General features: G+C 73.3%; 22 protein-coding genes and 1 pseudogene. 12 read left to right on the forward strand and 11 right to left on the reverse strand.

Annotation, left to right across the window (positions count from 1 at the left end):
• Positions 1-139 precede the first annotated feature (139 nt).
• Both IF55_RS02005 and IF55_RS02010 read left to right on the forward strand, forming a co-directional pair.
• A complete protein-coding gene (locus IF55_RS02005; protein WP_030881822.1) occupies positions 140-1,171 on the forward strand; it encodes an NAD(P)H-dependent flavin oxidoreductase in 1,032 nt (343 codons plus the stop codon).
• Positions 1,172-1,287: 116 nt separating this feature from the next.
• Complete coding sequence (locus IF55_RS02010) at positions 1,288-1,572, forward strand: acylphosphatase (protein WP_030881823.1); 285 nt, start codon at positions 1,288-1,290, stop codon at positions 1,570-1,572.
• A gap of 46 nt (positions 1,573-1,618) precedes the next feature.
• Here the strand turns inward: IF55_RS02010 and IF55_RS35875 are convergent, their stop codons facing one another.
• From IF55_RS35875 to IF55_RS02020, 3 genes are read right to left on the reverse strand one after another with little or no spacing between them, the layout of a single operon-like run.
• A complete protein-coding gene (locus tag IF55_RS35875) occupies positions 1,619-1,813 on the reverse strand; it encodes a hypothetical protein (protein ID WP_051776153.1) in 195 nt (64 codons plus the stop codon).
• A 5-nt stretch (positions 1,814-1,818) separates the two neighbouring features.
• Entirely contained in the window at positions 1,819-2,229 is a 411-nt protein-coding gene (locus IF55_RS02015) for an isocitrate lyase/PEP mutase family protein (protein WP_051776154.1), read from the reverse strand.
• A gap of 50 nt (positions 2,230-2,279) precedes the next feature.
• Entirely contained in the window at positions 2,280-5,213 is a 2,934-nt protein-coding gene (locus tag IF55_RS02020; RefSeq protein ID WP_078643404.1) for an AfsR/SARP family transcriptional regulator, read from the reverse strand.
• 348 nt (positions 5,214-5,561) lie between these two features.
• On the opposite strand from IF55_RS02020, the gene lanKC reads away from it, so the two are divergent.
• The 5 genes and pseudogenes from lanKC to IF55_RS02045 all read left to right on the forward strand — a co-directional run bounded on the left by lanKC (position 5,562) and on the right by IF55_RS02045 (position 11,208).
• Complete coding sequence (gene lanKC, locus IF55_RS02025) at positions 5,562-8,243, forward strand: class III lanthionine synthetase LanKC (RefSeq protein ID WP_030881829.1); 2,682 nt, start codon at positions 5,562-5,564, stop codon at positions 8,241-8,243.
• A gap of 84 nt (positions 8,244-8,327) precedes the next feature.
• Positions 8,328-8,456 carry a SapB/AmfS family lanthipeptide gene (locus tag IF55_RS38115; RefSeq protein WP_106980286.1) on the forward strand — a complete coding sequence of 43 codons (129 nt, stop codon included), beginning with the start codon at positions 8,328-8,330 and terminating at the stop codon, positions 8,454-8,456.
• Between the two features lie 205 nt (positions 8,457-8,661).
• Positions 8,662-9,396, forward strand: a pseudogene (locus IF55_RS41400) (ABC transporter transmembrane domain-containing protein); the annotation flags it as partial.
• 202 nt (positions 9,397-9,598) lie between these two features.
• Positions 9,599-10,453, forward strand: a complete 855-nt coding sequence (locus IF55_RS02040) for an ABC transporter ATP-binding protein (RefSeq protein ID WP_051776155.1) — start codon at positions 9,599-9,601, stop codon at positions 10,451-10,453.
• A 56-nt stretch (positions 10,454-10,509) separates the two neighbouring features.
• Positions 10,510-11,208, forward strand: coding sequence for a DNA alkylation repair protein (locus tag IF55_RS02045; protein ID WP_037964363.1), 699 nt, complete (start codon positions 10,510-10,512; stop codon positions 11,206-11,208).
• Between the two features lie 504 nt (positions 11,209-11,712).
• Here IF55_RS02045 and IF55_RS02050 read toward each other — a convergent pair.
• Positions 11,713-12,045, reverse strand: a complete 333-nt coding sequence (locus IF55_RS02050) for an ArsR/SmtB family transcription factor (RefSeq protein ID WP_030881835.1) — start codon at positions 12,043-12,045, stop codon at positions 11,713-11,715.
• 84 nt (positions 12,046-12,129) lie between these two features.
• Here IF55_RS02050 and IF55_RS02055 point away from each other — a divergent pair, with 84 nt between their 5' ends.
• A complete protein-coding gene (locus IF55_RS02055; RefSeq protein ID WP_030881838.1) occupies positions 12,130-13,401 on the forward strand; it encodes an MFS transporter in 1,272 nt (423 codons plus the stop codon).
• 243 nt (positions 13,402-13,644) lie between these two features.
• On the opposite strand, the gene IF55_RS02060 is transcribed toward IF55_RS02055, so the two are convergent.
• Positions 13,645-13,893 (reverse strand): DUF5133 domain-containing protein, encoded by a 249-nt coding sequence (locus IF55_RS02060; RefSeq protein WP_030881841.1) that lies wholly within the window; start codon positions 13,891-13,893, stop codon positions 13,645-13,647.
• A gap of 163 nt (positions 13,894-14,056) precedes the next feature.
• On the opposite strand from IF55_RS02060, the gene IF55_RS02065 reads away from it, so the two are divergent.
• Positions 14,057-14,722 carry a hypothetical protein gene (locus tag IF55_RS02065; RefSeq protein WP_245661018.1) on the forward strand — a complete coding sequence of 222 codons (666 nt, stop codon included), beginning with the start codon at positions 14,057-14,059 and terminating at the stop codon, positions 14,720-14,722.
• 238 nt (positions 14,723-14,960) lie between these two features.
• Positions 14,961-15,560 carry a DUF5701 family protein gene (locus IF55_RS02070; protein WP_048831451.1) on the forward strand — a complete coding sequence of 200 codons (600 nt, stop codon included), beginning with the start codon at positions 14,961-14,963 and terminating at the stop codon, positions 15,558-15,560.
• 103 nt (positions 15,561-15,663) lie between these two features.
• Here IF55_RS02070 and IF55_RS02075 read toward each other — a convergent pair whose 3' ends face one another.
• From IF55_RS02075 to IF55_RS02085, 3 genes are all read right to left on the reverse strand, one after another.
• Positions 15,664-16,260: an SMI1/KNR4 family protein gene (locus IF55_RS02075; RefSeq protein ID WP_211269924.1), complete on the reverse strand. Its 597-nt coding sequence runs from the start codon at positions 16,258-16,260 to the stop codon at positions 15,664-15,666.
• Positions 16,261-16,331: 71 nt separating this feature from the next.
• The gene (locus tag IF55_RS02080) at positions 16,332-16,859 is read right to left on the reverse strand and encodes a hypothetical protein (protein WP_030881851.1); all 528 of its coding nucleotides are present in this window, start codon (positions 16,857-16,859) and stop codon (positions 16,332-16,334) included.
• A 31-nt stretch (positions 16,860-16,890) separates the two neighbouring features.
• On the reverse strand, positions 16,891-18,129 hold the full coding sequence (locus IF55_RS02085; protein ID WP_030881854.1) for an MFS transporter: 1,239 nt from the start codon (positions 18,127-18,129) through the stop codon (positions 16,891-16,893).
• 361 nt (positions 18,130-18,490) lie between these two features.
• Here IF55_RS02085 and IF55_RS02090 point away from each other — a divergent pair, with 361 nt between their 5' ends.
• Together IF55_RS02090 and IF55_RS02095 are read left to right on the forward strand one after the other, a co-directional pair.
• Complete coding sequence (locus tag IF55_RS02090) at positions 18,491-18,979, forward strand: hypothetical protein (protein WP_030881858.1); 489 nt, start codon at positions 18,491-18,493, stop codon at positions 18,977-18,979.
• Positions 18,980-19,184: 205 nt separating this feature from the next.
• Positions 19,185-20,300, forward strand: a complete 1,116-nt coding sequence (locus tag IF55_RS02095) for a hypothetical protein (protein ID WP_030881870.1) — start codon at positions 19,185-19,187, stop codon at positions 20,298-20,300.
• A 120-nt stretch (positions 20,301-20,420) separates the two neighbouring features.
• On the opposite strand, the gene IF55_RS02100 is transcribed toward IF55_RS02095, so the two are convergent.
• The 3 genes from IF55_RS02100 to IF55_RS02110 all read right to left on the reverse strand — a co-directional run bounded on the left by IF55_RS02100 (position 20,421) and on the right by IF55_RS02110 (position 24,250).
• Positions 20,421-21,023: a TetR/AcrR family transcriptional regulator gene (locus tag IF55_RS02100; RefSeq protein WP_030881871.1), complete on the reverse strand. Its 603-nt coding sequence runs from the start codon at positions 21,021-21,023 to the stop codon at positions 20,421-20,423.
• A 157-nt stretch (positions 21,024-21,180) separates the two neighbouring features.
• On the reverse strand, positions 21,181-22,143 hold the full coding sequence (locus tag IF55_RS02105; protein WP_030881873.1) for a quinone oxidoreductase family protein: 963 nt from the start codon (positions 22,141-22,143) through the stop codon (positions 21,181-21,183).
• Between the two features lie 256 nt (positions 22,144-22,399).
• Positions 22,400-24,250: an ABC transporter ATP-binding protein gene (locus IF55_RS02110; RefSeq protein WP_030881876.1), complete on the reverse strand. Its 1,851-nt coding sequence runs from the start codon at positions 24,248-24,250 to the stop codon at positions 22,400-22,402.
• Positions 24,251-24,666 lie beyond the last annotated feature (416 nt).

Consider the following 24,666-nt stretch of genomic DNA (forward strand, 5'->3'; position numbering starts at 1 on the left):
GTCGCCCCCCACAGCTCCTCGTCGGTCGGCGGCGCGTCATTCCGCCCCGCCCGCCCGGGCCGGGCGGGCGTGCGTAGCCTCGCCGGCGGGGGGCCGAGCACCTACCACCTGACCGCACCGCATCTCTCAAGGAGCGCTCATGAGCACACTGCTGACCGGCCTCGGCGTTGACCGACCGATCCTCGCCGCGCCGATGGCCGGCGGGCCGAGTACCCCGGCCCTGGTCGTGGCGACCGCCCGCGCGGGCGGTCTCGGCTTCCTCGCCGGGGGCTATAAGACCGCGCAGGCGCTGGCCGGACAGATTCACGCCGTCGAGGCCGAGGGCGTCCCGTTCGGCGTCAACCTCTTCGTACGCAACCCGGTGCCCATCTCCGCCGAGGAGTACGGCCGTTACGCGCGCGAACTGCGGGAAGAGGCCGACCGTTACGGGCTGACGCTGCCCGAGACCGCGCCGCTGGACGACGACGACCACTGGTCCGAGAAGATCGAACTGCTGAAGGCCCACCCCGTCCCCTGGGTGTCCTTCACCTTCGGCATCCCCGACCGGGACGTCATCACGAGCCTGCGCCGGGCCGGGACCACCGTCCTGCAGTGCGTCACCACGGCCGACGAGGCCCGGCTCGCCGCCGAAGCGGGGGTCGACGCGCTGATCGTGCAGGCTCCGGCCGCCGGGGGCCACTCGGCGACCCTGACCCCCGACCGGCCCATCGCCTCCGTCCCGCTGACGGACCTGACCGCCGAGGTACGCGCCGCCACCGGCCTGCCGACCGTCGCCACCGGAGGGATCGCCACCCCCAACGACGTGACCGACGCCCTGCGGGCCGGGGCGGACGCCGTCATGGTCGGCACCGCGCTGCTGCGCACCGACGAGAGCGCGGCCTCCGCCCCGCACAAGGCCGCGCTCGCGGACCCGGCGTTCGACTCCACCGTCCTCACCCGCGCCTTCACGGGGCGGCCGGCCCGCGCCCTGCGCAACCACTTCACCGACCGGTACTCCGACCGCGCCCCGGCCGGCTACCCCGCCCTGCACCACCTCACCAGCGCGCTCCGCAAGGCCGCCACGGCCGCCGGCGACACGCGCCTGATCCACCTGTGGGCCGGAACCGGCTACCGAGAGGCCAGGATCGAACCCGTATCCCAGACCATCGACCGGCTGAGCAGCCGACTCTGAACTGAGCAGCCGCCTCCTACACGACCGGCCCGTACGGCCGCCCGGCGCCTTTGCCGCACCCGGTGCGCCCTACGGGCCCCGCTCCGCCACCGTTCTCCTTCGAAGGGGTCCCCGTGATGATCCGACGACACGTCCACGTCCGCGGCTTCGTACAGGGCGTGTACTACCGCGACACCTGCCGCCGACTCGCCCGCGAGACCGGCGTGAACGGATGGGTCCGCAACCTCCACAACGGCGACGTCGAAGCCGTCTTCGAGGGTGAGCCGGGCGATGTCCAGCGCCTGGTGGACTGGGCCGCCGAGGGGCCGGGCGCCGCCGAGGTGACCGAGTGCGCCGTGGCGGACGAGACCCCCGAGGGCGAGCGCGATTTCCGCGTACTGGACGACGCCCCGGCTGCGTAGTACGACCGTGCGGGGCGCTGTTACATGCGGCGCGTACGGGCGACCGTCAGGACTTGTAGCGCCGCTCCAGTTCCTCGTACTCGTCCCGGCGGACCAGCCGCCGGCGTTCCGCCCAGGGTGCGAGCCGGTCCAGGACCGGGGCGAGGGAGCCGGCGTCGCGCAGGCCGGACAGCACGGCCTGGGTGCCGAGGGTGGCGCCCTGCATCGCGGCGTTGGCGTACAGCAGGACGGAGTAGCCCATGCCCGTCAGCTCGTCGCGGGGAGCAGCGGCGTCTTGCCGCCCTCGACCATGTTGGCCACCTTGGGCACGCCCGGGACCGCCCGGCCCGCCGCGAGCAGTTCGTCGCGGGAGTGCAGCCCCTCGATGAACAGCACGTCCGCCCCCGCCTCGGCGTACAGCGCGGCGCGTTCGAGGGCTTCGTCGAGACCGTGCCGGGCGCGGGCGTCGGTACGGGCGATGACGAGCGTGTCCGCGCTGCGGCGGGCGTCGACGGCGGCGCGCACCTTCTGGGCCATCTCCTGGGCCGGAACGACCTCCTGGCCGACGAAGTGGCCGCAGCGCTTCGGGGCCGCGACGTGCGCCGCCATCTCGGGCAGCGACACGAGGGCGAGGTCCGGCAGGCCGAGGTAGGTGTTGGTGACCCCCGCCCCGGTCACTCGGCGCCCGCCCGTACCCGCCCTCCGACCGGCCGGTCAGCAGCCGAACGTCAGCAGCCCCCCGTCCCGTCGCCCGCCGCCCCTTCCTCCCCCGTCCCGTCGTCGCCCGCCCGCTCCGTGAGGCGCCGCATCCGTTCGACGCCCGTCGCCCGGTTCTGGGTGCGGTAGAGGTCGAGCGCCTGGAGCCGGGTGGCGCGGGCCCGGTCGGGGCGGCCCATGGCGTCGAGGGTGTCGGCGAGGTTGGCGAGGGTGTCGGCCTGGTCGTACGCGCCGCCGATCGAGGCGAAGAGCGTGAGCGCCTGCTCGAAGTAGTCCACGGCGCTCGCCCAGCGCCCCGTGCGGTGGGCTATGTAGCCCAGGCTGTCGAGCGTCGAGGCCGCGGCGTCCGGCCGGTCGCCCCGGCGGAACAGCGCCAGGGCCTGTTCGCAGTGGGCCTGCGCCTCCTCGTACCGGCCCAGCCGCGCGCACAGCCAGCCCACCGCGTTGAGCTGGTTGGCCTCCCACGTGGCGTTGCCGACGCGGGCGTACAGGTCGAGGGCGCGCGTCGCGTGCTCCAGGGCGCGCGGGCAGTCGTCCTTCTGCTCCCACACCCAGGCCATGGTGCGGTGGACGTGCGCCTGGCCGGCGGTGTCCGCGTCGCGGCGGACGAGGGCGAGCGCCAGTTCCAGGTGTTCGAGGGCCGGTGTGTACGCGCCGCGCAGGGCGCGGGCGTGGCCGGAGCGCCAGTGCGCCAGGGCCCTGGGGCCGGGCTCGCCGCTGTGGTCCTCGGCGGCGGACAGGGCCCTGCGCCATACGCCCTCGTACTCCTCCAAGTGGTGGCCGCTGAGGTGGAAGGAGATCAGCGTCCAGGCCAACTGCCACACCACCGGGTATCGGCGCTCCTCGAAGGCGGTGGCCTGGGCGGCGAGGAGGCAGGGGTGTTCGGCGGCGAACCACTCCAGCGCGGCGGCGGCGTCGGCCGGCTCGCGGGGCAGGCAGCCGTCGACGGGCGGTGCGAGGGCGGGGCGGAAGGGGGTGTCGGGCCCGTCGAGCAGCCGGTTCGCGGCGTAGGCGGTGTGCAGGTAGAAGTCCGTGACACGGCCGAGCGCCGCCGGCCGCTCCGCCGCCGCGCCGCCCGATTCGGCCGCGTAGAGCCGGACGAGGTCGTGCATCCGGTAGCGGCCCGGGCGCCACTGCTCGACCAGGTGCGCCGCCTCCAGTTCGGCCAGCAGCTTCCAGGCGGGCGCGGGGGCGAGCCCGGCGAGGCTCGCCGCGGCGTCCGCGCCGATGTCCGGCCCCGGCGCGATGCCCAGCAGGGCGAACAAGCGCCTGGCCGGGGCGGACAGGGCCTGTTGGGAGGCGGCGAAGACGGCGCGGAGGTCCGCCGCCCGGCCCTCGACGTCCAGCGCGTCGAGGCGGTGGGCGGCCGCGCGGAGTTCGTCGGCGAGCACGCCGAGCGGGAAGTCCGGGTGCGAGACGGCCCGTGCGGCCGCGATGCCCAGGGCCAGCGGCAGCCCGCCGCAGTACCCGATGAGGGCCGCGACGGCTTCCGGTTCGGCGGCTACCCGCTGTTCGCCGAGGTGGCGTACGAGCAGGGCGCGGGCGTCGGCGTCGCTGATCACGTCCAGGTGGAGCAGCCCGGCGCCATGGGTGGCGACCAGGGAGGTGAGCCGGTCGCGGCTGGTGACCAGCACGGTGCAGGAGGCGCTGCCCGGCAGCAGGGGCCGTACGTGCTCGGCGTCGCGCGCGTCGTCCAGCACCACCAGCACGGACTTGCCGGCCAGGACGCTGCGGTAGAGCCCGCACGCCGCTTCCAGGTCGATGGGGATGGAGTCGCGGTCGACGCCGAGCGCTTCCAGGAGCTGGCGCACCGCCGCCACCGGTGCCATGGGCGGCGACGAGGGGGCGAAGCCGCGCAGGTCGACGTACAACTGCCCGTCGGGGAACCGCTCGGCGTTGCGGTGCGCCCAGCGCAGGGCCAGCCAGGTCTTGCCGATGCCGCCGAGACCGCCGATCGCGGAGATCACGACGGTGCCGCCGGCCGCGCCGTCGGCGAGGGCGCGGTCGAGCCGTGCCAGCTCGGGGACGCGGCCGGTGAACGCGGCCGGCGGGGCGGGGAGCTGCCGCGGTACGGGCGCGGCGGGCGGCCCGGTGGCGGCCGGCACGGGGTCGAGGCCCGGGTGCGCGGTGAGGACGCGCTGCCGCAGCCGGCGCAGCGGCGGCCCGGGGTCGATGCCGAGCTCGTCGGCGAGGCGCGCCCGGATGTGCTCGTAGCGGCCGAGCGCGTCGGCGGTCCGGCCGCACCGGTGGAGGGCGAGCATCAACTGGCCCGCCAGGCGCTCGTCGAGCGGATACTCGTCCGCCATGACGTACAGGTCGGCGAGCAGCCGGGCGTGACCGCCCCGGCGCAGCGCCACGTCGTTGGCGTCCAGCCGCGCGGTGAACCGCTCGCGGACCAGAACCTCCCGCAATGAGTTGAACCACGGAGTGTCCGCTATCGCGAACGGCTCGCCCCGCCACAGTTCCAGGGCCCGGCCGAACAGCTCGTGGGCCGCGGCGTCGTCCGCTTCCGCGCGGGCCCGGGCGACGAGACCGCGGAACACATGCAGATCGACGGCGGCGGCGTCGACGGACAGCCGGTACCCGCCCGGCTCCCGATCGATCCGCACGCCCGCCCCGGCCCTCCCGGCAGCGCCCCCACCCGGGACCGCCGCAGGCCACTCAGCCCCGACCCCTTCCGCCACGCTCCCTTCCACCCCGGCCTCGTACGACGCCGCGTGGAGGATGCCGCGCAGCCGGGACACGTAGCTGTAGAGATTCGCGCGGAAGCGGCTGGGCGGGGTCTCGCCCCAGACCCGCTCCCCGAGCCGGTCGACCGGCACGACGCGGTTCGCGTCGACCAGCAGCGCCGCGAGCACACACCGCTGGCGGGCATGGCCGAGGTCGGCCGCCCTTTCCCCAAGCCGCAGCTCTATATCGCCCAGCAGCGCGAACCGTACGGTCACCTGGTCCCCCCGACCGCCGTCACCAGCCGTGCTCCCACCAGTCTTCGGCCACGCGAGGCGGCTCGCCGGGCGATCCGCGGAAGTGGGCCGAAAAGCGCCGCGCACTCGTCGCCGAACGCCACCGACCAGTCGATTCAAGGTTCCGTCAAGGTTCGTCCCAAGCCGCCCGAGCAGAGTGGCCCATGGCGGTCACTGCCCGCCGCGGCCCCCTGGTCCACGGGGGTGGCCAGGGCACCGCGCGGAGGGGACCGCGCACCGACGGGACAACCGGAAGCAGCACCACAGGCCACGGGCCGGGGGCTGGGGGCCCGCGGAGCGGGACCGGGACGATACACGGGGGAAACAACGATGGACCAGAGGTATCAGGAGTTCTGTCTCACCGATCCGGAGTTCTACGAGGCGCCGGGCCCGGCCGGCGGCGCGGACGAGTTCGAAGCCAACCGGCGCGAACCACCGCCCGGCTGGCAGCGGATCGAGCTGGCTGGCTGGCGCTCCTACGCGCCGCCCGACGTGCGGATTCCGGCCCAGGGCTGGAAGGTCCATGTGTCGGCGGTCGTGGCGGACGCGGCCGAAGTGGCGGGCGTCATCAGGGAGTACTGCGTCGCCCGCCGGCTGCCCTTCAAGATCGTGACGGGCCCCCATGAGTGGGTGATGAAGAACTCCAAGTACGCTCCGCGCGAGGGAAGCGGGAAGCTCGCCACCCTCTACCCGGCGGACGAGACCGAGCTGCTGCGGACGCTGGAGGAGCTGGGCGCGCTGCTCGACGGCCGGCCGGGCCCGTACATCCTGAGCGACCTGCGCTGGCGGGACGGGCCGCTCTATGTGCGCTACGGGGCGTTCCTGCACCGCCCCTTCGTCGACGCGTCGGGTGCCGTTCGCTCGGGCATCGAGAATCCGCGGGGGCAGTTGGAGGCCGACCCGCGGGGACCGGTGTTCCGGACGCCCGACTGGATGCGGCTCCCCGCCTTCCTCCGCCCCGAACTGGCCCGGCGCGACGAGACGACCGTCGACGACTTCCCGTACGAGATCGTGCGCGCCCTGCACTTCTCCAATGGCGGCGGTGTTTACGAGGCGAAGGATCCGGCCACCGGACGGCGGCTGATCGTCAAGGAGGCCCGGCCGCACGCGGGGCTGGACGCCGCTCACCAGGATGCCGTGACCAGGCTCCGGGCGGAGCGCGACATCTTGCGCACACTGAGCGGACTGCCGTGCGTGCCCGCCGTGGTGGACTACCGCAGGCTCGGCGAGAACGAGTTCCTGGTCGAGGAGTTCATCGAGGGGACCACACTCAACAACTGCTACGCCCAGCGCAACCCGCTCGGCGACGCCGGACGCACCCGCGAGGAACTGGCCGCGTACGGGCGGTGGGCGGAGCGCGTCACGTGTGCCGTCGCCTCGGCCCTCGACAGCGTCCACGCGCGCGGCATCGTCCACGGCGACCTGCATCCGTTCAACATCCTGATCCAGGAGGGGCAAGGGGAGGGGGCGGAGGGCGAACCGCGGGCCGTACTCCTCGACTTCGAGGTCGCCCGGCCGGTCGACAGCCCCCGCCGCCCCACCTTGGAGCACCCCGGCTTCGGCGCGCCGCCCGACCGACACGGCTTCGACCCGGACCGCTACGCCCTGGCCGCACTGCGGCTGGCCCTGTACGTGCCGCTGACCACTCTCGTACGGCTGCGACCGGCCAAGGCGGCGCAGTTGGCGGACCTGGTCGCCGAGGCGTTCGGCGTGCCGCGCGCGTACTTCGAGGCCGCGGTGGCGGTCCTCGCGCCGACGCGGAGGCAGAAGCAGGAGCCGGCGCAGGCGTCGAGGCGGAGGCCGATACTCACGCCAAGGCCGATACCCGCGCCGGCACCGTCGCCAGGGCCGGCCACGAAGCCGACCCGCGGCGCGTCGGGCGCGGCGTGTGCCGCCCCCGAACGGGAGTGCGGCCGGATCGAGCTGGACCCGGCGAGCTGGCCGCGTCTGCGCGCCTCGCTGGCCGGCGCGATCGCCGCGAGCGCCACGCCCGCCCGCGCCGACCGCCTCTTCCCGGGAGACATCGAGCAGTTCACCGGCGTGGGGGGAGTGAATCTCGCGCATGGTGCCGCCGGGGTGCTCTGGGCCCTGCGGGCGAGCGGTGCGCAGGAGTACGCCGAGGGGACCGAGTGGCTGGCCCACCGCGTACGGCACACCCCCGCGCCCCTGCCGCCGGGTTTCTACGACGGAGCCCACGGCATCGCCCACGCCCTGTGGGAACTCGGCGACCACGACGCCGCGCTCACCCTGCTGGACCGTGCCGCGGGCGCCGACCTCGGCCATCTCGACCACAGCCTGTACGGCGGACTGGCCGGCATCGGTCTGAACTGGCTCGCCTTCGCCCGGTGGCAGGACGAGGGCCCCTTCTTCCGCCGCGCCGAACAGACCGCCGCCCTACTGCGCCGACGCATCGAGGAGTGGCCCGAGCGGCCCGCCAGGGTCGGCCTGATGCGGGGAGCGTCCGGCTCAGCGCTGCTGATGTCCCACATGTACGAGGCGGGCGGGGACGCCGCCTGGCTCGATGCCGCGGCCGCCGCCCTGCGGCACGACCTGGCGCGCTGCGTCCACGACGCGCGGGGGGTCCTGCACGTCGACGACGGCCGCCGCACCCTTCCGTACCTCAATTCGGGCAGCGTCGGCATCGGTTTCGCGCTGCGGCACTATCTGGCGCACCGCCACGAGCCGTTCCTGGCGGAGAGCCTGCGGGCGATCGGGCCCGCCTCCCGTTCCGGCTACTACGTCTTCTCGGGGCTGTTCAACGGCCGCGCGGGCATGGTCCTCTTCAACGCGGCCGCCGGTCCCGACGCACCCGCGAACGCGGTCGCGGACCAGGTGCGCGGCCTGAACTGGCACGTACTCCAGTGGCGCGGCCACACGGCCTTCCCCGGCGACCAACTGCTGCGGCTCTCCATGGACCTGGCCTCCGGCGGCGCCGGCGTCCTGCTGGCTCTGGCGGCGGCGCACGGCGTACGCCATGACGGCCGACCGGTGAGCCTGCCCTTCCTGCGGTGACGACACCCGCCCCATGAGCCCTCCGGACTGTCTGGTCCGGAGGAAACCCAACCAACGAGAGAAACCTGCATAAGGAGAGATGACATGAGCATTCACGACCTCCAGGGTCTGAAGCCGCCCGAGGAGTCCGAAGAGCGAATGGCCAGCGACTACAGCTGGTGGTCCTGCGGTGACCACCGGCCGAGCCAGCAGTCGTTCTTCGCCTGTGGCTGAGCCCACGGTCGCCATCCGCTGAACCGCTGACCGGAGGGCGTGAGACCGACGGATACCCGCGTGCCTCACGCCCTTTCCGCGCCGCCGCACGCTGCCGGCCGCGCTCACTCAGGGGGAACGAACCATGATCGACGACGCGTACGCGTCCTTCCGGGGCTTTCTCGCCCCGTTCCGTATCCGCACGGCCCTGGCCGGTCTGCTCATCATGGTGAACGCGGGGACGGCCGTACTGCCGGCCTTCCTCGCCAAGGAGCTCACCGACAAGGGCGTCCTGGCAGGAGACCTCACGCGCGTCCGCGCCCTGGGCGCGGCGCTGCTGGCCGCCGGGCTGCTCGCCGCCTGCGCCGCCCTGGGGGAGCGCTGGCTGGTCACACGGCTCGCCGAGGACGTGACCGCCCGGCTCCGCTGCGATCTCTTCGCACACCTCCAGCGCCAGTCCGCGGCATTCTTCAACGGGGCGCGCTCCGGGGCGGTCGTCTCCCGGCTGCACGGCGATGTGCAGGGCGTCCACGACCTGATCGCCCGCACCCTGCGGACGGCCGTTTCGTCGCTGGTCATGCTCGCCTCGGCAGGTGTCGCGCTGCTCGTCCTGGACTGGCGGATCGCCCTGGCCGCCGCGGCCCTGGCGCCGCTGGTGTATGCCCTGACCGCACGCTCCGGAGCGGTTCTCCGCCGCATCGCCCACGACCAGCTCGACGCCACCGCCGACCTCGACTCGCTGGCCGCCGAGCGGCTGAGCGCGGGCGGCGCCGAGACGGTCAGGCTCTTCGGCGCGGGGCCGCGCGAGGCGGCCCGGTTCCGGCGCGCCGCGCTGCGATCGCGCGACACGATGGTGCGCGGAACGCTCCTCGACGCCCGCGTCGGGGCCGCGCTGACCGCCGTGACCACCTCCGCGACGGCCGTCGTCTACGTCTGGGCGGGCACGATGGTCATCGGCGGCGGCATGACCGTGGGCACCATGGTCGCCATGGCGAGCCTGCTGACCATCCTGTACGGGCCCATCACCGCGCTCCCCGTCTGCCGCCTGGACCTGGTCCGGGGAATGGTCAGCTTCGACCGGGTACGCGAGATCATGCGCTTCGCCCCGTCGATCACCGACCGGCCCGGCGCCCGGGCCGTCGCGGGGACCACCGTGCACCGATGTGTCCTTCGCCTATCCCGCACGGGCGGCCGGCGTCCCCGCGTCGCTCGCGATGCCGCCGAAGACCCTGGGGCCGCCGGGGGCCTCGCGGTCCTCGGGGCCGCCGGGGCCCTCGGGGCCCGAGGGCGACTACGACCGCCCGCGCCCGGTGCTGGAGCACATCACCTTCACCGCCGAACCCGGCATGTCAGTGGGCGTCGTCGGCAGCTCGGGATCCGGCAAGTCCACCCTGGCCCGGCTGCTCAACCGCTCGTGGGAACCCACCGCCGGACGCGTGGAGATCGGGGAGACGGACGTCCGGGAACTCGCCCTCGACGGCCTCCAGCGCCACATCGGCATGGTCACCCAGGACCCTTACCTCTTCCACGGCTCCATCCGGGACAACCTCCGCCTCGCCCGGCCCGACGCAGACGACGCCCGGCTCCTGGCCGCCTGCGCGACGGCCCAGGTCCTGGCCACGATCCGGCGACTGCCCGAAGGGCTGGACACCGTCATCGGCGACCGCGGCGTCCAACTCTCCGGCGGCGAGCGCCAGCGGCTCGCCATCGCCCGCATGCTGCTCCGCGAGCCGGAGGTCGTCGTGCTGGACGAAGCCACCTCGCACCTGGACAACGCCACCGAACACGCCCTTCAAGAAGCCTTACGCCCCTTCCTGCGCAGCCGCACCTGCCTGATCATCGCCCACCGTCTGTCCACCGTCCGCCACGCCGACCTGATCCTGGTCCTCGCCGACGGCAAGATCGCGGAGCAGGGCACCCACACCGAACTCGCCCGCCGCGCCGGCCCCTACCGACGCCTCCTCGACGCTCAGCCGCCCCCGCTCACCCGTCCCGGCGAAGTCAGTGCGTGCTCGTAGGCTCGTAGGCTGAAGACACGAGCGGAGAGGAGGTCGAGATGCCCGAGAGGTCTGAGATGTCCGAGATGGCCGTGGCCGAGGTCATGGCCGAGCTGGCTGAGCTTGAGGACCCGAAGGCGCGCAGGATCAATGAGAGACACGGCGACGATCACGGCGTGAACCTCACCAGGCTGCGGGCGGTCGCGAAGCGGCTGAAAACACAGCACGTGCTCGCGCGCGGCCTCTGGGCGACGGGTGACAGCGCCGCGCGGCTGCTGGCGACCCTGGTCTGCCGCCCCAGGGAGTACGGGCGCGACGAACTGGACGCCATGCTGCGGGAGGCGCGCACTCCCAAGGTGCACGACTGGCTCCTCGGCAACGTGGTGAAGAAGAGCCCGCACGCCGAAGCGCTGCGCCTGGCCTGGACCGACGACCCCGACCCGGTGGTCGCGAGCGCCGGCTGGGCGCTGACCGCCGACCGCGTGCTGAAGAAGCCCGCGGGGCTGGACCTCGACGGACTGCTCGACGTCATCGAGGCGGAGATGAAGGACGCCCCCGACCGCCTCCAGTGGTCGATGAACTGCTGCCTCGCCCATATCGGCATCCAGCACGCCGAGCACCGCCCCCGCGCCCTCGCCATCGGCGAGCGCCTTCAGGTCCTCAAGGACTACCCGACGCCTCCGGGCTGCACCTCTCCGTACGCCCCCACCTGGATCACCGAAATCGTGCGCCGGCAGCAGGCCCAGCCCCAGTCCCAGACCCAGGCCAAGGGCTGAGCAGGCACCCGCCCCCCTCCGGGCCCTTCGAGGAGAGAGGGCGGGTACTGCTCGTACGCGGCGGAGTCAGGAGAGCGTCGCCGGGGCCTCCCGCAGGGTGACGTTGGCGTGGCTTTCCTGGAAGCTCTGGTCCGAGACGAGGGTCAGCCGGGCCGTGGCGGAGCCGCCGCCCACCCCGACCTTGACGAAGTCCGCCCCGCCGCGGCGAGGAAGGCGAACGCCTCGCCGTCGACGACGTTGCCGCCGACCGGGGTCTGCGGGTAGCGCTCCTTCAGGCTCCGGTCCCGCCTGGCCCGCCTGGTCGGCCTTCACCTGCCGGACCGCCGCCGCCACCTGTTCCTCGACGGGCCGGTTGTGGTGCAGGAACCCGAGACCCCCGCTCCCCGCGAGCGCGACCGCCGGCTCGGGCGTGCTGACGGCTTGCGCGCGGGCCTTGTGGTCCCCACCGTCACACGAGCCTCACGGCCCCCGCGCCGCCACGCGCCCCGCCGCCCGGCAAACTCCTCAGCGCTCCCGCGCCAGAGCCGCCATCAGCGCGTCCAGCAGGCCCGGGGCCGCTTCCTGGAGGGCGGGGCGGCGGAGGCGGTGGCCGCGGGAGGGGCCGACCATGACCGGGTGGAGGACGCCCGCCTCGACCAGGATCTTGAAGTGGTGGGTCGCGGTGGATTTGGACAGCCCCTCGTAGAGGTCCGAGCACGGGGCCTCGGCCTTGTCCTCGGGGAGTGACGCCAGGCGGCGGACCATTTCCAGGCGTGCGGGGTCCGCGAGCGCGCGCAGCAGTTTCTGGACGGCGGCGACGGGCGGCAACTGGTCGGACGGGATCTCCCAGGACGGCATCGGACCACTCCAAGTTTGACGGACGTCGTACTTCTCCCTAGCATCCACGAAGTACGACTTCCATCATACTTGCCAGGAGTCCTCGTGAAGGCAGCCTCCGCGGGCAGTCGCCCCCAGTCATGGAGATACGCGACCCTGCTCGTCCTCCTCATGCTCGGGCAGGCGACCTCCGCCATCCCCTCGCCGCTCTACTCCCTCTACGCCGCGAAGTGGGACTATCCGCCCTTCCTCACCACCGTCATCTTCGCCGCGTACGGCGCCGTGGCGGTCGTCGCGATCCTCGTCTCCGGCGCCCTCTCCGACCGGTACGGCCGCCGGCCCGTACTCATCGCCGCCGTCCTGCTGCTGCTCGCCGGGCTCGCCGTCTTCGTGTTCGCCGCGGGGCCCGGCTACCTCGTCGTGGCGCGGATGCTCAACGGCCTGGGCATCGGCGCGATCGTCCTCGTCGGCGGGGCCGCCCTCCTCGACGTCAGCCCCGAACGGGCGGCCCGCAGCGGAACGCTCACCGCCATCGCGTTCAACGTCGGCATCGCCGGCGCCGCGCTCGGCACCGCCGGCCTCGCCCAGACCGGCTTCCACCCCCTGCTCCTGCCGTACCTCGCCGACGCGCTCATCGCCCTCGTCCTGCTCGTGCTCCTCCTGACGATGCGTGAGCCGCACCCCTCCGCCGGCGCCGCGCCCCTCGGCATCCCCCGCCCCCACGTGCCCAAGGAGATCCGCGGCCGCTTCGTCTTCGCGGTGATCGGCGCCGGCGCCGCCTGGGCCGTGCTCGGAGTCTGCTTCTCGCTGGAACCCTCGATCGCCGCCCACGCCGCGCACGTCACCGGGCCGTTCTTCGGCGGCGTCATCATCGCGGCCGTGACCCTCGCCGCCGCCTGCACACAGATCGTCAGCGCCCGCTACCCGGCCCGTACGGTCGCCCTCGTCGGCGACACGGCGCTCGCCGTGCTCATGCTGGCCGGCGTGGGCGGCTTCGCTACCGGCGACCCGGTCGTCATCATCGTCACCGTCGCCCTCCAAGGCGGCGCCTACGGGCTCGCCTTCGGCGGCTCCCTGCGCCATCTGACCGCGCACATCCCTGCCGAGCGGCGCGGCGCCGTCATGTCCATGTTCTACCTGCTCGCGTACGGCGCGCTCATCACGCCCACCCTCCTCGTCGGCATCGGCGCGACCGTCTGGCGCGACACCGCGATCTTCCCCGTCTTCTCCGTGCTCGCGGCCCCGCTCTGCCTCTCGGCCGTGGTCGTCGAGCGCGTGCTGGGACGCCGAGCGGAGCGCCGTACGGCAGCGACAGCGCCGAGTCGGGACGCGGCGGTCCCCGAGCACACGCCCCGGCGACTGAGCGAGATCGACTGACCGGCGCTACCACCTTCCGGCTGCCCGGTGCGTGACACCGGGCAGCGCGGTCGGCCGGTAGCGGCCAGGCCGCTTCGGGAGGTCGATGTCGGGCCAGGCGGCGCCGGGAACCCCACTGGAAGGCCAGGAAGTGAAGTTGTTCCTACTCGCCTGACGGCCGCCGCCGCTCGGCCGGCGGAAGCCCCGGCCGAGGAAGGCTCCGTAACACGCCGCCGTGTTACGGAGCCTCGCCGTCGTATGCCCTCACCGGCGACCGCCGGCCCCGGAGGGCTGGAGCACGGAATCGTCTTCGGGCCGCGCCCCGGGCAGTTGGAAGCGCGCGGCGATGAGCGCGGTGTCGACGTCACGGGTGCCGGTGGAAACGCAGAGCGTGTAGGCGACATCATCCATGCGCTGCCGGATCTCGTGACTACCGCGTTCGCCGCCCAGGGCGGTGAGGGTCTCGTATTCGTCGAGGAGGTTCGCCAGCACCGCGGGGTGGGCCATGAGCATGCCGATCTCCTTCTCTCCGGCCGTGCGAGTGGTTCATGATCGCGCGTACCCGCCCACGCCGAGGCCATTCCCCTTCCGGCCCCCTTCCGGCCCCCTTCCGGCTGCGAACGCGGCCCCGCACCCCGGCCCAACCACGCGGAGGGCGAGCTGACATGGTGGCGCCGTGCACACACAACCTGACGTCGACTCGCCCATACCGCTGACCGCCTGCTGGCTCCACTGGATCGCCGTATCCACTGGTGACCAGGCCGGTGTGATGGAGACCATGGGGCTGGCCGACCCCAGCCCGATCACGTTCGCCGCGGCGGCGGAACTCATCGACTCCGACGCCCACGACCGGGAGCCGGAAGGCGTCGGCCGGGTCTATGTCAGCCCGGCACTCGACGGCTGGACCCTGGTCATCGGCCGCTGGTGCGACCCGACCGACCCGGATCGCAGCGACGAAGTCCGCCGGCTGTGCACCCGGCTCAGCAGCCGGTACGGGCATGCGCACGCCTTCTACTACGGCGATCAGGGCGACGGTTCCGCCTGGCTCGTCACGGAACGGGGGGCGGTGCTGCGGAGCTACTGCGACATCGGCGAGGACGAGGACGAACTCCTCACCTTCGGCGAGCCCCTGCCCTACGAGCTGGCCCGGCGTGAGCGGTTGGGGCTGCCGCCCCTCGGGGAGGCGGGGGCGGGGGACGACGGGGCCGAGGACGAATGGGAGTGGGAAGTCGCCGCTATGGCCCCGAAGCTCGCCGCGGCGCTCGGGGTCAGTCCGCATGAACTCGGCGCGGAGACGCCCGTCCACGGCACGGGCCTGCTCGCCCGCACTCCATCGCCGTAGCCGTTGGCCCGGCCCGCTCACGCCGGCCCCGCGGTGGCCGATGCCGGGAACACTTGGGGAGGCCGCCTCGTTTGACGTCAGGTCTGCTGCCGTGAGCAATGAACCGGGGGAGAGCACCTTGCCTGACACCTCGCGTGATCGCGATACGCCGTCCACCACTGTCGCGCCGCCACAGCCGTCGCCGCCGCTTCTACCGCCGCTTCCGCCGCTTCCGCCGCTCGCCGCGCAGGCGGAGCGTCTGATCGGGCTGGCGGTGCACGAGACGGCGGGCGTGACCGCCGACGAGATGCGGGCCTTCGCCGCGAGGGAGAGGGAGGGGAGCACGGACGGAGACGGGCGGGCCCTGCTCGCTGTTCATCCCGACCGGGCCCCCGCCTCGGCGCTCGCGCCGTTGCTGCGCCGAGCCGGGAAGCCGGGTTTCGTCGTCACCGACATGGCCGATGTCGACCAGTTCGTACCGTGCGGCATCGAGCTGCCCGACGCCCCTCTCTATCTCGTCACCGGCGTCGACCGCGGCGACAGGATGGCCAATTGGAGCCCGGAGGAGGCGCTTCCGGCGCTGGCCGAGGAGGGCCGCACGCCGTTGCTGCTCCCCGAGGGCCTTCACTGGGTGCTCCAGCAGCCGGAGGCCCTTGAGCGGAACCGCTGCTTTATGACCATCGGCTCCCGGCTGCGCAAGGCGAACGGCGCCCTGGACGCCCGTACTCCCGCGGTATGGATCAGCAACGGCACGGGGCGCGACGGCCGCGAACGCCGCGATGCCCCCAAGGTCGGCTGGTGCTGGTGGGGCAACCGCCACACCTGGCTGGGCTTCGCCTCCGCCACGGGCCGCGGGTGACGGAGATGGTTGACCGCTGACCGCTGACCGCTGACCGCTGACCGCTGACCGCCGACCGCCGACCGCGCCCCGGCCTCGCCCGTGAGGCGACGGCGGTCGGCGGTCAGAGGCCGAACGCGGTGGACTCCAAACCCCTGGCGAACGCCTCGAAGCTCTCCGCCGCGAAGGTGATCGCGAAGTCGTTCTCCTGGTCGACGTGGACGACGACCGGCTCCCCGCCCGCGCCGCACGCGCGGTAGTCGAGGGCGAGCATGTCGTGGCCGGCCGAGGGGGTGTCGGCGAAATAGACGCCGATGTCGGGGTACTCCCATTCCTCGATCCAGAACCGGCTGCCGAACTCCCCGCCGAGCGAACACGGCCTGGTACGCCCGATGCCCATGATGCCGTTGATCACCAGGTGGTCGCCGGCCCAGGAGGTCGGTTCGGACATCGGGAAGCGCACCCGGACCGGCACGCCGCCGTTCCGCACCCCCATCAGCTCGACGTACGAGCCGGGCAGCCGGTAGCCGCCCAACTCCTCCTCCACCGAGGCGATCACTTCCGGAGCGGGCGGCGTCATCTCCGCGTACTCGTCGCGCGCCACCGGCGAGTCCTCCCAGAAACCGGCGACGTCGAAACCCTCGAAGTACCCCACTACGCCCCCCGTGTGCCCCGTCGGCGACTGCCCGTACGGATCGTACGTCGTACGTCGTACGTCCACGCATCTGTACGTGCGCCCGTACGGATCGCACGTCCAGGGCTCGCGTCGACGGATGGGACCGACGGCCGCCGCTACAGAGCGAGGACGTACGCCCGTACGACCGTTTCGGCGGCGTGCGCTTTGAGCGGGTGGCCGAAGGCGCCGCGCGGGCTGGGCGGGCACGGGACCGTACCGAGGTCGGTGTAGGAGCCGTGATCGAGAAGGGCCGCGCGCAGTTCCCGGTACGAGGCGGTGGGCAGCAGCGCGACCAGTCGGGCGGGGAGGGGGCCCAGGTCCGCGCCCTCCCACGAACGCACCCGGCCCGTAGGGGAGTCCGGTGTCTCGCGCTCCTGGGTTTGGATGTGCGCGCCGTGCGGACCTTGCAACAGCAGGGCCCACAGTCGCCGCCGTACGACATCGCGAGGGAGGGCGAACAGACGCCGGGCCAGGGCGTCCGGGGAACCCGAGAAGAAGTAGAACTCGGCGTCGGTCCCAGTCGCCGTCGCGGCCGCGGTCGCTGACACGGCGTCGGCTGCGGGCTCGGCATCGGTCGCGGGCTCGGCATCGGTCGCGGACTCGGGTGCGCGGCCCGCCGTGCCGGCGGGGTCAGTGGCGGTCATCTTCTCTCCATCTCCTCTCGCCCGGGGGGCGTCAGGGCTGCCCGGTGGGCGCCTCCGCCGAGCCGGGTTCGGGCCGTGGTACCGGCCGTCGGATTTCCTTCGCGGCGGACAGCGCCATGGACGCGGCGGCGCACAGCGCCGCGGCCCCCGCCGTCAACGCCCCCGCCGCGGTGGAGGCGTGCTGTACGACCACCCCCGTGACGAAGCTGCCGGCCGCGAACCCCACCCAGTTGGACGCGACCAGGAACGCGAACGCCTGGGCCCGGCTGGCGGCCGAGGCGTACTCGCCGACCAGTACGGTCTCGATGGCGTCGGCCGGGCCGTTGACGAAGCCGATGACCACGAGCAGGGCCACGGTGAGGAGGGCGGCGGGGCCCAGCCCGAGGGCCAGGACGCACCCTCCGTACAGGGCCAGGGCGACGGTGAGCTGGGCGGGCCCGGTGCCGGGCAGGCGGAGGCCGCCGTACAGGAAGCTGCCGAGTACGCCGCCGCAGGCCAGCGCGGCGACGAAGAGGCCGGCGCTCGTGCCGAGGGCGCCCGCGTGGGCGGTCACCGTCACCTGCACCCCGCCGATCGCGAAGGCGGCCGCGGCCACTACGAGTTGGATGCGCACCTGTCGCCGGTTCCAGTCGAGCCGCATGCCCGGCCCGGCCAGCGGCGGACGCTCCCGGTCCACCCGCCGTACGGCCGGCGCGGCCCGTAGCCACCACACGCCGACGAAGGAGACGGCCGCCGTGACCACGACGGCGTACAGCACGGGGAGCAGGACCACGATGGCCGCCACCAGCAGGGGCCCGCAGACGAAGACGCTCTCGGTCAGCAGCCCGCAGAGGGCGAACAGGGTCTTGCGGTCGTCCTCCTCCGGGACCACCGCCATGTACACGGCGTTGGACACCGCCGCCGCGGGCGGGGTCGCCGCCCCGGCGCAGAACGCGGCCGGAATGAGCAGGCCCGGCCAGACCGAGGCGGCCACCAGCGCCGCGAACAGGCCGAAGAACAGGGTCTGCAGGCAGACGGCCCAGGCCAGCGCGGTACGCGAACCACGCCGGTCGGCGATCCGGCCCCACATCGGGGAGGTGAAGGCGAGTGCGACGGCGTAAGCGCCGGATACCGCACCCGCGTTGGCGAAACTGCCGCTCGCGTCCTCGGCGACGAGCAGCAGCGCCAGGCTGACCATGCCGGACAGCATCCGGCAGACGAAAGCGGCCGTCACCACGCGCGCGATGCCGGGGTGGGAGAGGGCTGATCCGTACCGAGCGATGACTGCCATACGGGCCACCCCCACGCAGCGGAATCCTGACGCCGGTCGGACGCTACCGGGAAGCCGGGAAGCCGGGAAGCCGGGAAGCCGGGAAGCCGGGAAGCCGGGAAGCCGGGAAGCCGGGAAGCCGGGAAGCCGGGAAGCATCCTGGAAAGTCCGGGGTGCCCGGGCCGAAGACGGCCGGGGAGCGCGGTGGTAGCGTCACGAACGACCCGAGAACGACCCACCCGCCAGCCGCGGGCGGCCGTCTCGCCGAAGGCCGGCTCTCGGTCCTCCGAAGGCCGAATCCCGGTCCCGTCCCGACCCCCGCCGTTCCGTGACTGGCCTGGCCGCCGTCGAGCGGCCATCCGAAGACCAGGGGGTACGCACAATGACGACCGAGTCCGCACGGGCCTCCCAGCATCTGACCGAGGCCACGACCAAGGCCTGCAAGGCAGCGGCGTGGGACTGCCAGTCGCACGAGTTCATGGGATCGCCCGAGACCGTGATGACGAACCTCGTCGGCCTGCCCGACGAACTCGTCGCCCGCCGCGTCTACATGCTCATGGTCCAGGGCGACAGCCGCTGCGAGGCACGCGTCTTCGAGCGCTTCAACCTCGACGACGCCGAAGGGACCGTCTCCAGTTGGTCCGAGACCGACGTACCGAAGCTCGTCACCCAGATCACCGAGGTCCTTGTCGCCAACCGGGGCGTGCACTGTCCCGGCGAACAGGTCAGGGCCACTCTGGAAACCGAGCGCGAGGTCCACGTCAGCGCCCCGGCGCCCGCTCCCAGGACCGCCGCCGAGGCGTTCGGACCGATCGTGGACGGCTTCCGCGACGACAAGTTCGTCCGGGCCACGGTAATGGTCCTCTGCTGACCCACTGACCCACTGACCCACTGACCCACTGACCCACTGGCCGACAGGCTGACTGGCTGATCGGACGAGGACGGACGCTTCGCTGTCCGTCCTCGTCTCCCGTCCCGGCGCCCGCCCCTGTCAGTGGGCCGTGTGATGATGCTCCGATATCGGCCGGTTCTGGGGAGAACCGGGTTCAGGAGCGGAAGAAGGGGCGGGAACGCGGGTGGGCAAGGACGGGTCCATATCGGACAAGGAGTGGGAGCGCTTCCTCCGGGATGCCGAGGCCGGGTCTCCTGGCGCGCCCGAGGAGCCGTCGGCGCGGGCCCGGAGTGCGGCGCGGCTGCCGCGGGGCGGGGCCGGGCAGCCGCCGGGGTGGCGTACGTACGAGCCGGCCCGGCCGCGACGGGGCAAGGGCTGGTACGTGCTGGGGATGCTCCTCGCGGTCGTCCTGCTCGTGGTGGCCCTGATGCCGGGGAAGGTGCTCGGCTGGTTCGGGGCCGGTGGCGACGACGGTACGCCGCTGGCCGCGGAGTCCGAGAGCCCCGGTCAGCCGCCGGCGGCGGGGGCCGGCCAACGCCCGACGATGGACGCGCCGTTCAAGGGGTCGCCCGCCGCCCAGTGGGGCGACGGGACGGCCGGGATCCATGTGCCCGAGGCGCGGGCGACCGGCTGGATGAGCCGGAACCAGGTCGCGCACGCCCTCGACCGGTCCAGGGACTTCCTCGCCGCGTCCAGCCTGGACCCCGGCGTGCTCGGCGGCGACCGGCCCGCCAAGGCCATCGCGTTGATCAACCCGCGCCAAGCGGACGTCCAGGACTACCTGACGGCGGCCTTCCGCACGCCCAGCCGGGAGAACGACGCCCGGCTGCTGTTCAGCCGCTTCGACAAGGAGAAGGTGCGGCTGGTCGGTCACGTGGTCAAGACGCGGGGGCGGCTCACGTTCCATGAGGGCCGGCGCGGCGCGGTCGAGGTCACCGCCGACGTCACGTACGTCTATCCGGTCGTCCGTGCCGGAGCGGGCCATGGCGGCGACGGCGAGGAGATCGTACGGACCATCGTGCGCCGCGAGACCGTGATGAGCTGGGACGATCCGGCCAAGGTGGTCACCGAGCCGGGAACCTTCTCCCTGGTGTCGTACAAGGCCGACATCACCAACGGCGGTTGCGACACCTATACCGGCTACTTCACCCCTCCGTTCGGCGCCGACCGTGCCGGTTCGGGCAACGGCACCGAGGTCGACCCGTACGACCGGAGCAAGCCGGCGGACGAGGCCATGGGGACGGGGACAGGGACGGGCGCGACGGACGGAGGGGGCTGCCGAACCGCCACCCGATCGTGAGCGGTCGAGGGTCGAGGGTCGAGGGGCGACGGGCGACGGACGCGGGGGCGAGGGTCGAGGGTCGAAGGGCGCGGGTGGCCGGATGCCGCTTGCGGCGGAGGGCGGGCCGGCCCGTTCCGCTCAGAGCCCCCCACGGCCGGAGGCCCGCAGGTGGGCGATGCCCAGGTCGAGGGCGGATTCCAGATAGCGGTCGCTGCCCGTGGTCAGGAGGATCAGTACGCCGCCCTGGATACCGGCTAGCAGGGCCGCCGCCTCGCGGTCGGCGTCCAGCTCGGGGCCGATCTCGCCGCTCTCCTGCATGTGGCGGACGCCCGTCGCGAGCTGCCGTTGCCAGCGGTCGAGGAGTTCGCCGGCCACGGTCCGGGTGGCGTCGTTGGCCGCGCCGAGCTGGGCGAGGGCCGTGTGGAGCGGGCAGTCGCTGCGCTGGGCGCGGTAGCGGGCGACGACCTTGTCGCGCCACTGGTGCCAGGCGGGCCAGGAGGTGAGGGAGCCCAGCTCCGGCTGCTGGTCCTCGATGACGCGGTCGGCCTCGTACCGGGCCACGGCGAGGAGCAGCGCGTCCTTCCCGTCGGGGAAGTAGTGGAAGAGCTGGCTCTTGCTGGTCGCCGTGCGGGCCATGACGTCCTCCAGGCGCAGCGCGAACACGCCCTGTTCGCGGATCTGCTCGGCGGCGCCCTCGATGATGCGCTGCCTGGTGGCGGCGCCTTTGCGGGTCAACGGCACGTGTGGTCCTCCTGGTACGAACGGGCGTCTGCCATTCAAGCGCGGCCGAGCCGGAGCGGGGAGGGGAGGCACCGGAGGCACCACCCCGGTCACAGGCACCGACACCGACACCGACACCGACACCGAGACCGACACCGAGATCGGCACCGGCACCAGGTCACGGCAGGAGCAGCAGCTTGCCCGTGGTCCGGCGCGATTCGAGGTCGGTATGGGCGCGGGCCGCGTCCGCGAGGGCGTAGCGCCCCGTGATCCGCGGCGTGAGCCGCCCCTCCAGGGCCAGGTCGAAGACCTCGCCGGTCCGCCGCAGCAGAGCTTCGCGGGTGGCGACGTGATGGTGCACGACGGGGTAGGTCAGCAGGATGCTGTTGGGCAGGTCGGTGGGGCGCAGTGTCGGCACGCCCATGAAGGGGCCGTAGTAGGCGTGCACCCCGTGGGGGCGCAGGGCCGCCTGGGAAGAGCGGAACGTCTCGGCGCCGCCGCCGTCGTAGACGACATCGGCGCCCTGCCCGCCGGTCAGCTCCCTGACGCGCTCCTCGAAGCCGCCCCCGGCGTGGACCAGTACGTGCTCGGCGCCGGCTTCCTTCGCGACGGGCGCCTTCTCCTCGCGGGAGACCAGGGCGATCACGCGGCCGCCGCGGGCCTTGATCATCTGCGTGAGCAGCCGGCCGACCCCGCCCGCCGCCGCGTGCACCACGGCGGTGTCGCCCGGTCCGGCGGGGTACGTCTCGGTGCTCAAGTGGCTGGCGGTCAGCCCCTGCATCATCAGCGCGGCGGCCGTCTCGTCGCTGATTCCGTCGGCCACCTTGACCAGCGAGCTGGCCGGTACGGCCAGCAGTTCGGCGTAGCTGCCCGGGTGGTAGAACCACGCCACCCGGTCGCCGACGGCGAGGTCCCGTACGCCTTCGCCGAGCGCCTCGACGTAACCCATCCCTTCCACCCCGAGGACGGCCGGCGCGGCCCACCCGGGTCCGCCCTGCGTCCGCGCCCCGGCATCCATGAAATTCACCCCGGCGGCGCCCAGCCGTACGAGCGCCTCGCCTGGCCCGGCTACGGGGTCCGGCAGCTCCGTCCAGCGCATGACCTCGGGGCCGCCGTGCTCTTCTATGCGGATGGCGTGCATGGGTGAACCTCTCTGCGAGAGTGGACGTGTCGTGGGGGAACGGCAGCACGCTAGGCCGCCAAAAAAAATTGGACCAGCAAGTCCAAAACCTGCTGGTCAGGGGCGCGTTGGCACTCCGTGCCGAGGCCGCGCGGCGAGCGAATCCAAGGCCGCGCGGCAGGCGGGACCCCAGCCGCGCGGCAGGCGGGCACGAAGCTGAGCGCTGCCGCCCGGCGAACGGGCACGAAGCCGGAGGGCGCCACGCGGCCGCCGGGGGCTACAGCCTCTCCTCCTCCGGTTCGGCGGAGACTTGGTAGGACAGCAGTTGCGCGAACAGGCCCGGCTGCTGGGCCAGTTCCGTATAGGTGCCCTCCTGCACGATCCTGCCCTCGTCGAGGACGACGATCCGGTCGGCGACCGCGACATTGGTGATGCGGTGGGTCACCAGCAGCACGATCCGGTCCCGGGCCAGGCCGCGCAGCCGCTGGAAGACGCGGTACTCGGCGCGGGGGTCCAGGTTCGCGGTCGGCTCGTCGAGGACCAGCAGGCCGGCCTCGCGGAAGAACGCCCTGGCGAGGGCGATGCGCTGCCACTGACCGCCGCTCAGTTCCTCGCCGTTGAGCCATTCGCGGGCGAGGAGGGTGCCGAGGCCCGCGCCGAGGCCGTCGACGACCTCGTCGGCGCCGGCGGCTTCGCACGCCTCGCGCACCGCGGCGTCGCCGCGCGCCGAGGGCTGCCCCAGGGTGACGTTCTCGCGTACGGTCAGCGGCCAGCGCGCGTAGTCCTGGGGGACCAGCGCCACCTGTCGCCACAGCTCCTGCGGGTCGGTGTCGCCTGTGGGCACACCGTCCCACAGGACCTGTCCGTTCGTGGCCAGGTACAGGCCGCTGACCAGCTTCGACAGCGTCGACTTGCCCGAGCCGTTGAAGCCGACGAGCGCGGTGACCTCGCCCCGGCGCAGGGTGAGCGAGACGTCGGACAGCGCGTCGCGGTCCTTGCCCGCGTAGCGGTGGCTCACCGACTTGATCTCGATCGTCTTCGGCCGGCCGGGGCGGCGCGTGCCCCGGCGCATGCGGTAGCCGCCCGCTCTGTCCAGGAAGCCGGTCCAGTCGTCCATGTACAGCCCGGTGCGCATGGCGCGCGCCCCGATGGCGACCAGGCCGCGGACCGACTGGCCCGCCGTCTGAAGGGCGAAGACCGCCGTGCCCGCGGCTCCGACGCCGATACGGCCGGTGGCCAGCAGGACCACCACCGTCGCCCACACCACGGACGACCCCACGCCGCCGCACGCCGCACCCACCAGGGACATCCGGGCGCCCTTGTCCGCCGCGGCGCGGTCCTCGCGGTTGATGCGGGCCACGGTCTGCCCGTAACGGCCGGACAGGAAGGCGGCCATGGTGCCGGCGCGGATCTGATCGGCGGCCTCGCGGGTGAAGATGTGCCAGCGCAGTACGGACAGCATCCGGTTGTCGCCGTTGCTGCGCAGGTTCGCCAGGTAGCGCACCCGGGCGGCGCTGATCTGGGCCAGGGCCTGCGGCAGGCTGGCCGCCACCAGGAGCGGGAGCAGGGTCCAGTGCACTCCGGCCAGTACGACCGCCCCCGCGAGGAAGCCGGCGCCGGAGGCGATCAGGTCCTGGCCCTCGTTGATGAGGTCGCCGGTGACCTGCGCCCCGCGGTCGGCGGCTTCACGGTCGCGGTTGAAGTCGGGTTCGTCGTACGCGCACAGTTCGACCTCGGCGCAGCCGGTGAGCAGCATCTGCTCGGCTTCCCGCGACATCATCGGGCCCAGCCGGGAGGACAGCCAGTTCGTGGTGATCCCCAGCAGGGCGCGCACGCCGGCCGCGCCGGCCAGTAAGGCGACCGACGGCCACGCCTCCAGGAGCCGGTCGTACACCTCTCCGTCGGCGAGCAACGCGCTGAGGGTGCCGCTGATGGCGACCAGGCCGACGGCCTGGAGCACGCCGGAGAGCGTCTGGCACACCAGCAGCCCGACGGTCGCCCGCGGGTCGACCCGCCAGGCCAGGGCGAGCGACCGCCGTACGAGCCGCGGCAGCCGCCGGGCCATGTCGCGCATCCGGATCGAGCGGCCCGCCGCCTCCCGGCTACCGGTGAGGTCGACGTACCGCATCGTCCCGCCGTCGGGCGCGGGCGCGGCAGCCGACCCACCCCCAGTCCCGTTCCCCGCCCTATTCCCCGTCCCCTTCGCCGTGCCGTTCTCCGGCTCGTTCCCCGGCCCGTTCCCCGGCCCGTTTCTCGGCCCGGCGTATGAGGCCGGGGGGCCGGTGCGGGGTTCGGGGAGGCCGTCGGTCGGCGGCGTACCGGCGGACTCGCTCATGCCGCCCACCCCGTATCGGGGCGCCGTGCGCGGACGCCGTCGGCGAGGCGGTGGGTGGTACACGCGGCCGTACCGGCATAGGCGCTGGTGGGAGCGGGCGGGGGAGAGGGCGTACGAGCGGGAAGGGGGTGCATGGCGGCCTCCAGCGGGGAGTTCGAGAGGATGTCACGGCATCCAACGAAAGCCCCCGCGCTTCGAACGCGTGTGTT

Source organism: Streptomyces varsoviensis, assembly GCF_000718635.1.
Lineage (GTDB): Bacteria > Actinomycetota > Actinomycetes > Streptomycetales > Streptomycetaceae > Streptomyces > Streptomyces varsoviensis.

Coding starts and splice junctions, on each gene's coding strand:
- IF55_RS02005 (WP_030881822.1), top strand. CDS start 140: ATGAGCACACTGCTGACCGGCCTCGGCGTTGACCGACCGATCCTCGCC.
- IF55_RS02010 (WP_030881823.1), top strand. CDS start 1,288: ATGATCCGACGACACGTCCACGTCCGCGGCTTCGTACAGGGCGTGTAC.
- IF55_RS35875 (WP_051776153.1), bottom strand. CDS start 1,813: ATGGGCTACTCCGTCCTGCTGTACGCCAACGCCGCGATGCAGGGCGCC.
- lanKC (WP_030881829.1), top strand. CDS start 5,562: ATGGACCAGAGGTATCAGGAGTTCTGTCTCACCGATCCGGAGTTCTAC.
- IF55_RS38115 (WP_106980286.1), top strand. CDS start 8,328: ATGAGCATTCACGACCTCCAGGGTCTGAAGCCGCCCGAGGAGTCCGAA.
- IF55_RS02045 (WP_037964363.1), top strand. CDS start 10,510: ATGTCCGAGATGGCCGTGGCCGAGGTCATGGCCGAGCTGGCTGAGCTT.
- IF55_RS02050 (WP_030881835.1), bottom strand. CDS start 12,045: ATGCCGTCCTGGGAGATCCCGTCCGACCAGTTGCCGCCCGTCGCCGCC.
- IF55_RS02060 (WP_030881841.1), bottom strand. CDS start 13,893: ATGCTCATGGCCCACCCCGCGGTGCTGGCGAACCTCCTCGACGAATAC.
- IF55_RS02080 (WP_030881851.1), bottom strand. CDS start 16,859: ATGACCGCCACTGACCCCGCCGGCACGGCGGGCCGCGCACCCGAGTCC.
- IF55_RS02085 (WP_030881854.1), bottom strand. CDS start 18,129: ATGGCAGTCATCGCTCGGTACGGATCAGCCCTCTCCCACCCCGGCATC.
- IF55_RS02090 (WP_030881858.1), top strand. CDS start 18,491: ATGACGACCGAGTCCGCACGGGCCTCCCAGCATCTGACCGAGGCCACG.
- IF55_RS02105 (WP_030881873.1), bottom strand. CDS start 22,143: ATGCACGCCATCCGCATAGAAGAGCACGGCGGCCCCGAGGTCATGCGC.
- IF55_RS02110 (WP_030881876.1), bottom strand. CDS start 24,250: ATGCGGTACGTCGACCTCACCGGTAGCCGGGAGGCGGCGGGCCGCTCG.